This is a genomic window from Natronomonas sp. (assembly GCF_047616845.1).
GTDB lineage: Archaea > Halobacteriota > Halobacteria > Halobacteriales > Haloarculaceae > Natronomonas.
In genome coordinates, this window is the sequence record NZ_JBLGBY010000065.1 from 1 (window position 1) to 11,891 (window position 11,891).

The window sequence follows — 11,891 nt, forward strand, 5'->3', positions numbered from 1 at the left end:
GTACTCCTTCGGCGGCCTCCGGCCGCCTCAGTCCGTGCGCGCTACCGGACGCTCCCTCCGGTCGCGTCCGGCGAACCGCTCGCTCACTGCGTTCGCTCGCGGATGCTACACCTGCTGCTAAATCAATCATCTTGAGTAAAACGCAGTGTCCGCGCGAGCGTAGCGAGCGCGGTTCCCGGTGACGAACGAACGGAGTGAGTGAGTCGCCGTAGCGAGAGCCGACTAACGCGGCGCCGAAGGCGCCGCGGCTGGAGGCTCTCGCGCATATTTTCCCCAAGTTTTTGCCGAGAACCGGTGTCGCGCGGCGAACGCCACGCGACCCGCGTTCTCGTGCAAAAAGTGGGGCTTAGACGACCTTTAGCAGCCGCCGTTCGAACTTCCCGACACGGACGCGCTGCCACCCACGGAGTTCTTCGTCGAGCTTCGGGTCGCCGGTATCGACGCGAAGGACGCCGATGTCGTCGAGTTTCTGCTTGGAGGCGATAACCTCGATTTCCGAGCGGCGGATGACGGCCGGCGAGATCTGGTCGTTTCCACGCCCGAAGATGAACCCCTGACCGCCAATCGGAGAGACGACGATGACGTTTCTCTCCCCGAGGTTTTCGAGGATATCTGATTCGCTGGCGTCGCGTGCGAGCAGTTCGCCGTCGCGCCAGACGTCGACGCCGAGTGGCGAGCCGTTGAACCCGAGCTCGGCCTTGACGGCGTCGACCGTCGACCCCGGCCCGAGGATGTACGTCGCCTCGTCCTCGGTGATGTCGCCCGCGACGGCGTCGGCGAGTGCTTCGACGGTACCGCCGCCGATCTGCTTCGAGGACTGCACCTCGTCGCCGACGGGGACTTCGGCGAGTGCTTTCAACTCGGTCGTGACGTCGCCGCCGCGGTAAGCGTCTTCGTCGATGTCGTTGACCTCGCGGGTTTCGGTTCGTTCGAACGTCGCTGCGAGGCGCCCGGCGGCTCGTGGCGTGACGGCGAACACCGACGAGTAGACTTTTACGCCGCCCGGAACGCCGAGAATCGGCACCTCTGCGCCGAGTTCATCGAGCGTCTCGGCGACGTCGACAGCGGTACCGTCGCCGCCGACGAACAGGATGAGGTCGACGCCTTCCTCAACCAATCGGCGAACCGCCGCGCGGGTGTCCTCGGAGCTTGTGTCGTCCTCGTCGGGGGAGTCGACGACGGCAGGTGAGAAACCGGCGGCGATGGCTTCCGTCTCCCCCATCACGCCGCCGTACGTGTACAGTTCGACGTCGGTGGGCTGTTCGCGGAGGTGTTCGAGGGCCTCCTGAGCGCGACTCGGCGCTCGGGGCTCGGCACCGCGGCGGCGTGCCTCCTCGACCTTGTTGTCGGTACCCTTCAGTCCGACACGGCCGCCCATGCCGGCAATCGGGTTGACGACCAGCCCTACATCTCGCATACCGTTTCAACGGACGCCGGGGGCAAAAGGGGCGCGGTCTGTGCGATTTCCAGGGCCCAACACCGCCGAAAAGGGAATGGATTAAGGGGTGGCCGGGGTAACGGCCGTTCATGAACTTCCCACTGCAGGCGTTTCAGGAAACTCCGGCCGTCGTCGGCGCTTCAGGGTGGCTCGTGTTGGTCGCCAGCCTCGCCATCACGGTCGGCTGGCTCTGGCATCTCTACCAGTAATCAGGCCGATTCAGTCCGCTCGCGTAGCCACTCAATCGCCGCTTTGACCCGTTCTTCGTCGGCACTCTCGATTTTTACCCGGACGTTATCGCCGGGATAGCTCCCGACAGTCACGTCGAACCGTTTCTGGAGTTCTTCGAACCGGCCGATGAGTGCGCTCTCTGGCTCGTCGACGACGAGGAACTCGGCGTGTCGATACTGGCCGCTGAACTCGCCTTCGATGCGTTCGAACATCGCTTTCATCTCGTCGGGAACCCCCGGCAGCACGTAGACGTTTTTGACGACACAGCCGGGGGCGACGCCTACGGTGTTGTGCAGTGGTCGAGCGTCCGCCGGGAGGTCGGCGGTGCCGTCCGCGAGGTCGCCGCGCTCGTAGCCGCCCGCCGTTGCGAGCCACTGGAGGGCTGTCTCGTTCGATTCCAGCTCTCGCCCGACCGCGGCCGCGACGCTGTCGATGGTTCTATCGTCGTGTGTTGGGCCAAGCCCACCAGTAACGATGACGGCGTCGTACTCGGCGGCGTACTCGTTGACGATGCGGGCGATGTCGGCGACGCGGTCGGGAACGGTCGTGGCGCGTTCGACGCGTGCGCCTCGGTTCGTCAGTTGCTCGCCGAGCCACGCGGCGTTCGTGTTGACGGTGTCGCCGGAGAGTAGTTCGTCACCGACGGTCACCAACGCGACATCCATACGGACGTGTTGGGCCGGGGCCAGCTAAACGTCACCGCATTCCCGGCGGCGGCCCCTCGCGGTCGTCGTCGTAATCGATGTCGAACCCTTCCTCTTCGCGGCGCTGTCGTGCGCGCCGAATCTGTCGGTAGTAGTAGACCGAGCCGATGGCGCCAACGATGGTCGCGATGATGGCGAGGCCGCCGAACAGCACGATGTCGCGGTCGAGATACCACCGGACGATGAGCACCGACGTATCGAGCTGTTCCCAGATGAGGTGGACGCGGTCGCCGACCTGCGTGCGGTCATCGTTCGACGGCCGCACCTGCGACAGCAGCGGAATCGAGGTGTCGGTGTTCGGCGGCAACGCGAGCTCGTAGCTGCCGTTTACGGGCGGCTCGATGGTGAGCTGTTTGCCGTTCTTCGGCGCGGTGAAGGCGAGTTGGCCCTCCTCGGCGGGCAACTCGACGATGGTTCGCTCCCGCGTGTTGTCCACCGCGAGGGCGTCGGTCGGCTCCGTCGTCCCGTTCGGATAGACGCGGGTCTGCTCACCGTCGACGTACTTGACGACCGTGCCGTTCGGATACCGGAACTGCAGGGCACGAACTTCGAGCGGTCGCTCGATGGAGAGCGCGTCGGTGCGATACAGCTGGATGGTTTCGTTGTCGCCGGTCACCTTCGCGGAGATGTCGTAGACGGCGGTGTAGTTGTTCCGGTTGACAACGATGTAGGCGTCCCTGTCGGTGTCGAAGTTGTAGTCGGCCGCCTGCGAGAGGTCGTCGGGGGTGCCGACGTCGGCGCCGAAGATGGTCGTACAGCCGGCGAGGCCGAACATGACGAGCACCGCGACGGCGGCGAGCAGACGACGATTCATGCTATGGGACGACTGCGAGTAGTTCCGACTCCATGTACGGGCCGATGTCGGCGAGCAGCCCCGGCGCATCGGTGTCTTCGTAACAGATGACGCTCTGTTCCAGCAGGCCGAGCCGCTCGACGGTGACGATGTCGTCGGCGTGGCCGGCACGGTTGACCGTCGCCCGAACCTGCGCCCGCGTGGCGCTGTTCGCGTTCACGCGGTCGGAGCCACGCGTCCACTCGTAGAGGCGGTCGCGTTCGGCGTCGGCGAGACTGGCCGGTTCGCCCTCTTCGCCTTCGGTGAACCGAAGCGGCATGTGCTGGACGAGGCCGAACCGTTTTCGAATCTGGGACGGCGTTCCCTGTCCGAGGTCGAGTTCGTCAGCCGGAATCCGAACCGGCTCGCCCGCATCGAGGACGAACCCATCGCCATCCCACGATTCGAGCGTTCCGACGTACGTCTCACCGGCCGTTCGGTGTGGGGTAATCGCGCCCCATTCCTCTTCGAGGAGGTTGCGGGCGACGGGTGCGTCCTCGCCGGTGACCGTGACCGACGGGAAGTCGTCGTCACGGAGGCCGACGGTGAAGTCCACGTCGAGGTCTTCGAGGTCGTTCTGGACGAGCGATTTCAGCGAGTCCATCGCGCGACGGCGGCTCTCTCCGAGAACGTACACTTTGGTTGCGAGAACAACCATCAGGCTTCCGCCGCCTCGCTTTCGACGTTCAGTTCGTCACGGAGCTCGCCGATGCGGCGATCCATCGCGTCGATGAGCCGTTGGTTGTCCATCGTCTCCAGCGGGCCGCCGCATTCGGGGCATTCGAAGCCGAACTCCATGGCCTCGCCGAACTCGAAGCGGAGTTGGCAGTTGCCACAGAGGTAGAACTCGTTGTCCCGCTCGTAGTTCCGGCGCGCTTGGAGCGCTTCGAGCAGCCGGTGCATCTCCTCTTCGAGCTGTTCGGGGATGTTCTCGTATTCGAACGTCCACAGGTAGGTTAGCCATCCCGAATCCTCGTCGCGCAGGCGTCGGTACGTAGCGAGATCGTTCTCGTAAAGAATGAACAGCGCCCGGCGGACGTCGTTAAGTTCGAGTCCGAGTTCCTCCGCGAGTTCCTCGTCGGTGACTTCGCCGTCCGGCGGCGCGGCGGCGACGGGCATGCCCGTCGGCCCAACGAGTTCGTGGAGGTACTTCTGAATCACGGGGTCGTTCAGGAGTTCCTCAAAAGCCATTATCGTAAATTGCGCCAGCAAGTCGTTTAAAGGCTCCGATGGGCCCTTTTCATTCGTCGACCGGTTCGACCTGCTTGCCCGTCTCCTTCGGGACGACGTGATGGGTCGCGTCCGCCCACTCGCGGTCGAGCTCTCGACCCTCGAACAGCCGGTCGAGGAAGACGGCGAGGCCGGCAACCTCGGAGTGCGGCTGATTCGTCACGCCGACGTTGTAATCGGCCCGCTCGTACACGTCGAACGGCACCTTTTCGGCGCCGACGACGACCAATACCGGGCCATTGCTGTGGGCCTCGTGAATCTCCGTTTCGACCTCCTGTATCGGCAGTCCGTACATCGTCAGGTGGACGATAACGCCCTGCCATTCCCGGAGCAGCTGTCGGTGGCTATCGGTCAACGCCGCCTCGAACGGGCCGCCGAACCGATCGGTGATGTCCTCGATGGTCTCTTTCGGGTTCGAGGCGTCGCCCGCGATGAGCACCCGGTCGGCGCCGAGTGCCCGAGCCGTCAGCCCGACGTGGGTCGTCATCCGGTTGTCCCGGCCGGGGCGATGGCCAAGCCGGAGGACGACGACTTCGTTCTCGGTTTGCATACAACATGGTTTTCGGCGCGCGCGTTAGGGGGTTTCGGTGGCCGGTGGCGCGTGCCCCGCTGTGGGCCGAAACCGACTTACGAGCGCCCCACCGACCGCCACCAATGGAACTCAGCGGCAAGCGGATCTGCATCACGGGCGGCGGGGGATTCGTCGGTTCGCATCTCGCCGACCGACTCATCGACGACAACGAGGTCGTCGTCGTCGACCGTTTCTCGAACGGCCAGCGCGAATGGGTGCCGGACGCGGCCGACATCGTGGAGGGCGACCTCCGAGACGCCGATGTCGTCGCCGAAGCCATCGACGAGAAGACGGACGCCGTCTTCCATTTCGCGGCCGATAAGGCGGTCAACAGCGATTCGCCGAACGAGCAGTTCCGGCTGAACACCGAACTGACAGCGAACGTCGCAGAACGGATGGCGGCGGTCGGCTGTGACCGCATCGCCTTTACCTCCTCCTCGACGGTGTACGGCGAGGCACCGCGCCCGACGCCCGAGGATTACGCGCCGCTGGAACCCATCAGTATGTACGGCGCCGCGAAACTCGCCGAGGAGTCACTGCTGTCCGTGTACGCCCACAGCCACGGCTTCCGGGTGTGGAATTTCCGGTTTGCGAACATCGTCGGCCCACGGCTCCAGTTGGGCGCGGTCATCCCGGATTTCATCCACAAACTCCGGGAGGACGCCTCGGAACTGGAGATTCTCGGTGACGGCCGCCAGGAGAAATCCTACATGCACATCGAGGAGTGCCTTGACGCGATGTGTCACGTCGTCCGCGAGGCCGACGGCGCGATGAACACGTACAACCTCGGGACGCGGACGACGACTTCGGTTCGCACCATCGCCGATATCGTCGCCGACGAGATGGGCGCCGACCCCGATTACTCCTTCACCGGCGGCGACCGTGGCTGGGTCGGCGACGTGCCGCGGATGCGCCTTTCAATCGAGAAACTGGCGGCGCTCGGCTGGGAACCAGACGGCTCCTCGGATGCGGCGGTTCGACGCGCGACCCGGGAACTGCTCGATCAGGCGTTCTGACTACACGGAAAACGGCGTCCGTGCGGTGATGTCTCGCTCTCGAACGCGGAGCGTCGCCTCGGCGGTGTAATCGCCCGGCTCCGGGTTCGGCCACGTCTCCTCGAACGTGGCCGTCTCGCCGGGCTGGAGGTCGGCGGAGGTGAGCACCTGCGCGAAGGCGCGGCCGTCGCTGTACCGCCACACTGCCTCGTCGTCCTCGTAGACGGCGAAATCGGCCGTGCAGGCGTCCCGGAACGTGAGTTCGACGGACGTGTCACCGCCGTTGACGACGGTGAACTGGAAGGTGACGCCGTCGCCGACGGTGACCTCGAGCGCCGAATCGACCATATCCCCTCTTTGAGTGCATCTGTAATAGTTCTGGCTCGCTGGAACCCGGAACGAGCGCGTGCCGACAGCGAGACGCCTTTATCAGATGGCCACCTACGCACGCCCGTGCAGGTCGTCGGGTACGACAGCGGCGCGGGCGCCGAGCGACCAGCCGTGCTGCTCGTCGCCCATGACGGCGTCGTCGAGCGCGAGCCGCTGGAACCGGGTCGCGACCTTTCGTACACGCTCGGTGACCGACGGTGTGCGGGAACGCTCGACGGCACCACCCACATCAGTTGCGAGAATCCGACGGCGCCGTACTGTGACTCCCACGACTCCACCTGGGTCTGTGCCCGATGTACCGGGACGTGTCTCAAAGCCGAGATGGACTGCCATCAGGAACACGCCATCTACCTCGCGGCGTTCGCGCCGGATACGTTCAAGGTCGGCGTGACGAAACTGCCGCGGCTCGAAACACGCCTCCGCGAGCAGGGCGCCGACTGCGGGGCGCATATCCGAACGGTCGCGAACGGCCGCATCGCCCGCGAAATCGAGTCCGAAATCGCGGCCGACGTGCCGATTCCGGACGCCGTTCGCGTCCCGACGAAGATCGACGGCCTGGGCCGCGCCGTCGACGAAGCGGCGTGGGCCCGCCTGCTCGATTCCTTCGAGGTGCTCGGCGTCGATAGCTTCGAGTACGGCCTCGACCTCGACGCCGCGCCGGTCGCCGAAACGCTTGCATCCGGCACCGTCCGCGGAACGAAGGGTCGCGTGCTAGTCTTGGAGCGCGATGGCGGCACCTTCGCCGTCGATATGCGCGACCTGGTGGGCTACGAACTCCGCGAAGGGAGCTCCTCGCGTGAACTGCAGTCCAGTCTCGGCGCGTTCGGCTAATTCGTCGACAGAAGACATTTACCAATCGCGTGTGACTCGCTCCCATGCGCCCCGAAGCCCTCCTCGCGGGTGCGGCGGTAGCCACGCTGCTTGCGATGGTGGTCGCCGTCGCTCTCGTGCCTGGAATCGCTGAACCCCCGACACCGCGGGAACCGCCCGCCAGAGTCGATGTCACCGAGGCCACGCTCGCTGCCGGCGAGGTGACCGGTGCGACCGCGACGCTCGACGTGACGGTCTTCCTCCGACAGCGCGGCGGGACGCCCGATAACGTAACCGTGGTCGTCCGCGCGACGGACGCCGAAAGCGGGCTCGTGGCCGATGTCACCGAACAGACGGTCGACCCCGACGAGTGGGACGGCGAGCAGGAGGTGCCCGCCGCCGTCACCGTTCCCCGTGAGGGTGGCTACGAGATACGAACCCTGGTGTACGTCGATGGCCAGCGGGTCGACAGTACCGCCGCCTCGGTCAGCGGCGTCGGTGCCCTGACGCCGCCGTACGCTCGAACCTCGGTCAGCTTCCAGCAGTTCCGCCAGCTTCCGCCCATCGAATACCGCGTCGAATCGGCCACTGACGACCGGGCGACGCTGGCCGTGACGAGCTATCTCTCCAACGGCGGTGACGAGGCCGAATCGAACCTCCGGCTCGTCCTCACCGCCCGGCAGGCTGATTCGAACGTCATCGCCGACCGAACCGAAATCCAGGTCGGAGATATTGCGGCCGGCCGCACCGCGACGCCCGAGGCCACGCTGACGGTGCCGGACGGTTATAACTACTATCTCGACGCGACGCTGTGGCGGGATGGTGTCGTGCTCGAATCGACGCGAGCGGCGGCCAACCTCGACCCCCAGGAGACGATTTCGGTCAACGAAACGCGCCGGGACGTAGCGTTTGAAACCTCCGACTTCGAGACTGGCGGGCCCGGCGGACGGCCGCGAGAGGAAGATGCGGCAGCGACGCCCGGCGCCGAAAGCCAGCCCGGATTCGGCCCCGCTGTCGCCGTGCTCGCCCTCCTCAGTGGGCTCTTCGCGGCACGGAGGTGGTCACGATGAATGATGGCCCCGAAGGCGAGTCGAAGCCCACCGCACCCTCGCCCGACTCCGCCGTCGACGTCGAAACGGTCGTCACGTATCTGAAGTGGGGCGCGGTGCTCGGGCTCTCGCTTCTCGCAGCCATCGCTGTCGTCGGACTCTACACCAGTCTCTCGTCGATCATCGACATCTGGGTCGCCCGGCGGTTCCAGCCCTTCGCGCGGGCAGCGCTGAACTTCGGCGTGCTGTGTGCGGCGGTCGCCGGAGTGTTCGCCGTCCTGCGGCGACTGTAGCCGCCTGCAACATGAGGACTTTTCTGCAGGGAGCCGAAAGGGGTGGGTATGACGGACAACGAAGACGCGCCTGAGGAAGGCGGCGACGGCAGCGAGGAGAAATCGTTCCGAGAGCGAGTCGAGGAGATTCGACAGGAGCGCGCCGAGGAGCGCGACGGCGAAGAGGGCGAAGGCCTGAGCCGCGAGGAGAAGATGGAAGAGATGATGGGCGGTGGCGGCCCCGGCGGCGCACCCGGTGGCGGCGGCATGGGCGGCAGCCCGTTCGCACAGATGATGGGCGGCATGATGGGCGGTGGCGGCCCCGGCGGCGCACCCGGTGGCGCACCCGGCATGGGTGGCGGCCCCGGCGGCGCCCCTGGCGGTCGCGAGGAGGGCAGCGACAACGAAGAGCTCGTCCGCGAAGTGCGGAAAGTTCGCGACGAACTCCACGACGTCCGCCGCGAAATCGAACGCATCGCCGACGCGCTCGAGGACTGACGACGGCCGACCGCGGCTGACTCGAACGTTTCCGTCCGGCTGTTTTTTGAGGCCGCCACCCGACCGACCGACAGGTGGGGGATATGTCGCAACAGGATACGATGTCGCTGACGGAGCAACTCTTGGCCAACGTGCCGGACATGATTTACGTCGCAGATTCAAACGGGCAGCTCGCCTGGTGGAACGACCGCCTTCGTGAGGTGACCGGCTACAGCGACAGCGAACTCGCTGGCATAGACGTTTTCGAACTACTCGCCCGGAAGCAGCGTGAAGCTGCGGAAGCGGCCTTCGGGAACGCCGGCTCCTTCTCGCCGACGGAGACGATGGAGTTCGATGTCATCACGAAAGACGGCGAGCGACTGCCACACGAGTTCAACGGCGGCGTCATCGAACTCGAAGACGAAACGCTCATCGTCGGCATCGGCCGTGACGTGACGGTTCGTCACGACCGCGAGGAGGCGATTCGGCGGCAGCGCGACGAACTCGATACGCTGAACCGTATCAGCGAGACGGTGTACGAGGTCATCCAGGTGGTCGTCGACGCGGCGACCCGAGAGGAAATCGAGACCGTCGTCAGCGAACGGCTGGCTGCCTCGGAGCTGTACCGCTCTGTTTGGGTCGGGCGGAACGACCCCGGCGAAACGGTCGACCCGTACACCGGTGTCGGCACCGTCGACGATTTCCTCGACCGCATCGGCGGCCTCAACGACGTCGACTGGACGCGACACGCAGCGAAAGCCATCGAGACCGGAACGGTGCAGGTCATCCAGCGCATCAGCGACTCCGAACTCCCCGAGTCGGTTCGAGAGGTCGCCATCGACATGGGTATCGAATCCGGCACCGCAGTTCCGGTCGTTCATCGGGGGAACGTGCTCGGCGTCATCTGCGTGTACTCCTCCCGACCCGACGCCTTCAGCGACCGCGAACAAGCCGCGTTTCGACGGCTCGGTGAGGTCATCGGCTTCTGTATCAACGCCGTCCAGACTGAGCGATTGCTGCTGTCGAACACGGTGACCGAGCTGACGGTTCGGATTACTGGCTCGGACGCGTTTCTCGCCTCCGCGTCGTCGCTCTCCGACGGCCCCGCCCGCCACGAATGGTCGACGCCGGTCAGTTCCGACCCGGGCCATTATCGCCACTACATCACCGTCGCGGGCATCGACCCGACGGCGGTCATCGACCTCGCGGCGGAGACGTCACCTGTCCAATCAATCGAACACGTCGGCGAGAACGATGATGGGTACGTCTTCGAGGTGGTGACGAGTGACTCACTCCTCAGACGGCTGTTCGAGGCCGGTGCGTCCCCGAAGACGATGGTCGCAAGCGACGGCGAGACGACGCTCGTCGTGGAGCTTCCCGGCGATGCGGACACGCGCTCGGTCGTCGAGGCCGCCTCTGAGCTGTACAACGCCGAACTCATCTCGAAACGGAAGGTCGAACGGCCGGTCAGCACGACCAACGAGTTCTACGATGCCGTCGCCGGAGAGCTCACAGACCGACAGAAGGCGGCGCTCCGACACGCGTACTTCGGCGGCTACTTCTCGTGGCCCCGTGACGCGACGGCCGAGGAGGTTGCCGAATCGATGGAGATCAGCTCCCCCACGTTCCACTACCATATCCGCCGCGCACAGCGGACGCTCGTCGAGGCGTATCTCCAGCATCTAGAAGACTAGAGCGATTCTTCATACCCCTCTGGAATCCTTGTATCGATGGAGACCCAGTAGGCGGACGGCGCCGCGGCCAGTGCCGAATTGCCCCTGTCGGTCGGCTGCAACGTGCGTCGTCCGGCCTCCGGGTCTTCGGTTCGCCCGCCGCCCTGCGACGCACGGTACGGCACTTCGGTGGGGATGCACCGTCCGTATCCGGTACGTGTTGCCGGTCACTCGGCACTCGTCTGATACGGGCTCCGGCCGTGTTATCCGTCACTGCTGGCGCTATCGACCGGCTGGCTCCCTCCAAAACGGACGCCGCGGCGGTTACAGGTAGCCGGCGTCTGCAAGCCGCTCGACGCCTTCCTTCAGTCGTTCTTCGCTCGCCGCATACGAAAGCCGCGCGTAGCCGGGCGTTCCGAACGCACTGCCCGGCACCGTGGCGACGTGGGCCTCTTCGATGGCTCCTTCACACCACGCCTGGTCGACGGCTTCGCCGTCTCCCAATCGCTGTCCGTCCAGGCCAGCGCAGTCCTCATCAACAGGCAACATCATGTAGAACGCACCATCCGGGAACGGCACGTCCTTACCGTGCGATTCGAAGCGGTCGATGAGCATGTCGCGGCGTTCCTCGAAGGCGTCGCGCATCTCGACGACTGCCTCGTCGGTGTTCTCCAGTGCCTCGATGCCCGCGTGCTGGACGAAGTTCGTCGCACACGACACCGAGTGTGAGTGGAGTTTGCCGACCTGTTCGACGAGTGGCTCCGGCGCGGCGAGGTAGCCGAGCCGCCAGCCGGTCATCGAGTACGCCTTCGAGAAGCCGTTGATGGTGACCGTCCGGTCGCCCATCCCATCGAGGGAGCCGAGCGAGGTCTGTTCGACGCCGTAGGTGATGGCGTCGTAGATCTCGTCGGAGATGACGGTGATATCGTGCTCGACCGCGAGGTCGCGAACGCCTTCCAGGGCCTCGTCGGTGAAGACGGCACCCGAGGGGTTCGACGGGGAGTTGATGACGAGCAGTTCGGTGTCATCGGAGACCGTCTCACCGAGTTCATCGAGCGCGGGCGCGAGCTGGAACTCGTGGGGCGAGAGGTCGACTCGCGAGATATCGGCGCCGGCCATCTTCGCCATCGCCTCGTAGCTGACCCAGGCGGGGTCGAGGAGGACGACCTCATCTGGGTGCCCGCTGGCACCTTCGTCGCCTGGGTGCCCGCTGGCACCT

14 protein-coding genes are annotated in these 11,891 nt (G+C 65.5%); 6 read left to right on the top strand and 8 right to left on the bottom strand.

Annotated features, from left to right (window positions below):
- Nucleotides 1-346 precede the first annotated feature (346 nt).
- The 6 genes from ACI8UR_RS11290 to ACI8UR_RS11315 all read right to left on the bottom strand — a co-directional run bounded on the left by ACI8UR_RS11290 (nucleotide 347) and on the right by ACI8UR_RS11315 (nucleotide 4,985).
- The gene (locus tag ACI8UR_RS11290) at nucleotides 347-1,417 is read right to left on the bottom strand and encodes an ATP-NAD kinase family protein (protein WP_411715349.1); all 1,071 of its coding nucleotides are present in this window, start codon (nucleotides 1,415-1,417) and stop codon (nucleotides 347-349) included.
- A gap of 230 nt (nucleotides 1,418-1,647) precedes the next feature.
- Nucleotides 1,648-2,334, bottom strand: coding sequence for a competence/damage-inducible protein A (locus ACI8UR_RS11295; protein WP_411715348.1), 687 nt, complete (start codon nucleotides 2,332-2,334; stop codon nucleotides 1,648-1,650).
- Nucleotides 2,335-2,365: 31 nt separating this feature from the next.
- Nucleotides 2,366-3,187, bottom strand: coding sequence for a DUF5803 family protein (locus tag ACI8UR_RS11300; protein WP_411715347.1), 822 nt, complete (start codon nucleotides 3,185-3,187; stop codon nucleotides 2,366-2,368).
- Nucleotide 3,188: 1 nt separating this feature from the next.
- Nucleotides 3,189-3,863, bottom strand: a complete 675-nt coding sequence (locus ACI8UR_RS11305) for a DUF2110 family protein (RefSeq protein ID WP_411715346.1) — start codon at nucleotides 3,861-3,863, stop codon at nucleotides 3,189-3,191.
- Nucleotides 3,863-4,396, bottom strand: a complete 534-nt coding sequence (locus ACI8UR_RS11310) for a transcription factor (protein WP_411715345.1) — start codon at nucleotides 4,394-4,396, stop codon at nucleotides 3,863-3,865. The genes ACI8UR_RS11305 and ACI8UR_RS11310 overlap by 1 nt, the downstream gene beginning before the upstream one ends.
- A gap of 49 nt (nucleotides 4,397-4,445) precedes the next feature.
- Nucleotides 4,446-4,985, bottom strand: coding sequence for a tRNA (cytidine(56)-2'-O)-methyltransferase (locus ACI8UR_RS11315; RefSeq protein WP_411715344.1), 540 nt, complete (start codon nucleotides 4,983-4,985; stop codon nucleotides 4,446-4,448).
- Between the two features lie 104 nt (nucleotides 4,986-5,089).
- Here ACI8UR_RS11315 and ACI8UR_RS11320 point away from each other — a divergent pair, with 104 nt between their 5' ends.
- Nucleotides 5,090-6,022, top strand: a complete 933-nt coding sequence (locus tag ACI8UR_RS11320) for an NAD-dependent epimerase/dehydratase family protein (RefSeq protein ID WP_411715343.1) — start codon at nucleotides 5,090-5,092, stop codon at nucleotides 6,020-6,022.
- Here the strand turns inward: ACI8UR_RS11320 and ACI8UR_RS11325 are convergent, their stop codons facing one another.
- Nucleotides 6,023-6,349, bottom strand: a complete 327-nt coding sequence (locus ACI8UR_RS11325; RefSeq protein WP_411715342.1) for a BsuPI-related putative proteinase inhibitor — start codon at nucleotides 6,347-6,349, stop codon at nucleotides 6,023-6,025.
- Between the two features lie 105 nt (nucleotides 6,350-6,454).
- On the opposite strand from ACI8UR_RS11325, the gene ACI8UR_RS11330 reads away from it, so the two are divergent.
- The 5 genes from ACI8UR_RS11330 to ACI8UR_RS11350 all read left to right on the top strand — a co-directional run bounded on the left by ACI8UR_RS11330 (nucleotide 6,455) and on the right by ACI8UR_RS11350 (nucleotide 10,693).
- A complete protein-coding gene (locus ACI8UR_RS11330) occupies nucleotides 6,455-7,222 on the top strand; it encodes a DUF2797 domain-containing protein (protein WP_411715341.1) in 768 nt (255 codons plus the stop codon).
- Between the two features lie 44 nt (nucleotides 7,223-7,266).
- Complete coding sequence (locus ACI8UR_RS11335; RefSeq protein ID WP_411715340.1) at nucleotides 7,267-8,271, top strand: PGF-CTERM sorting domain-containing protein; 1,005 nt, start codon at nucleotides 7,267-7,269, stop codon at nucleotides 8,269-8,271.
- Nucleotides 8,268-8,543, top strand: a complete 276-nt coding sequence (locus ACI8UR_RS11340; protein WP_411715339.1) for a hypothetical protein — start codon at nucleotides 8,268-8,270, stop codon at nucleotides 8,541-8,543. Before ACI8UR_RS11335 ends, ACI8UR_RS11340 begins: the two co-directional genes overlap by 4 nt.
- A gap of 48 nt (nucleotides 8,544-8,591) precedes the next feature.
- Entirely contained in the window at nucleotides 8,592-9,020 is a 429-nt protein-coding gene (locus ACI8UR_RS11345; RefSeq protein ID WP_411715338.1) for a hypothetical protein, read from the top strand.
- An 83-nt stretch (nucleotides 9,021-9,103) separates the two neighbouring features.
- Complete coding sequence (locus ACI8UR_RS11350; protein ID WP_411715337.1) at nucleotides 9,104-10,693, top strand: bacterio-opsin activator domain-containing protein; 1,590 nt, start codon at nucleotides 9,104-9,106, stop codon at nucleotides 10,691-10,693.
- A 303-nt stretch (nucleotides 10,694-10,996) separates the two neighbouring features.
- Here the strand turns inward: ACI8UR_RS11350 and ACI8UR_RS11355 are convergent.
- Nucleotides 10,997-11,891, bottom strand: an 895-nt coding sequence (locus ACI8UR_RS11355) for an aminotransferase class I/II-fold pyridoxal phosphate-dependent enzyme (RefSeq protein WP_415087882.1), incomplete at its 5' end; no start/stop codon positions are given.

Coding starts and splice junctions, on each gene's coding strand:
- ACI8UR_RS11315 (WP_411715344.1), bottom strand. CDS start 4,985: ATGCAAACCGAGAACGAAGTCGTCGTCCTCCGGCTTGGCCATCGCCCC.
- ACI8UR_RS11350 (WP_411715337.1), top strand. CDS start 9,104: ATGTCGCAACAGGATACGATGTCGCTGACGGAGCAACTCTTGGCCAAC.
- ACI8UR_RS11295 (WP_411715348.1), bottom strand. CDS start 2,334: ATGGATGTCGCGTTGGTGACCGTCGGTGACGAACTACTCTCCGGCGAC.
- ACI8UR_RS11340 (WP_411715339.1), top strand. CDS start 8,268: ATGAATGATGGCCCCGAAGGCGAGTCGAAGCCCACCGCACCCTCGCCC.
- ACI8UR_RS11300 (WP_411715347.1), bottom strand. CDS start 3,187: ATGAATCGTCGTCTGCTCGCCGCCGTCGCGGTGCTCGTCATGTTCGGC.
- ACI8UR_RS11320 (WP_411715343.1), top strand. CDS start 5,090: ATGGAACTCAGCGGCAAGCGGATCTGCATCACGGGCGGCGGGGGATTC.
- ACI8UR_RS11335 (WP_411715340.1), top strand. CDS start 7,267: ATGCGCCCCGAAGCCCTCCTCGCGGGTGCGGCGGTAGCCACGCTGCTT.
- ACI8UR_RS11305 (WP_411715346.1), bottom strand. CDS start 3,863: ATGGTTGTTCTCGCAACCAAAGTGTACGTTCTCGGAGAGAGCCGCCGT.
- ACI8UR_RS11310 (WP_411715345.1), bottom strand. CDS start 4,396: ATGGCTTTTGAGGAACTCCTGAACGACCCCGTGATTCAGAAGTACCTC.
- ACI8UR_RS11345 (WP_411715338.1), top strand. CDS start 8,592: ATGACGGACAACGAAGACGCGCCTGAGGAAGGCGGCGACGGCAGCGAG.
- ACI8UR_RS11290 (WP_411715349.1), bottom strand. CDS start 1,417: ATGCGAGATGTAGGGCTGGTCGTCAACCCGATTGCCGGCATGGGCGGC.
- ACI8UR_RS11325 (WP_411715342.1), bottom strand. CDS start 6,349: ATGGTCGATTCGGCGCTCGAGGTCACCGTCGGCGACGGCGTCACCTTC.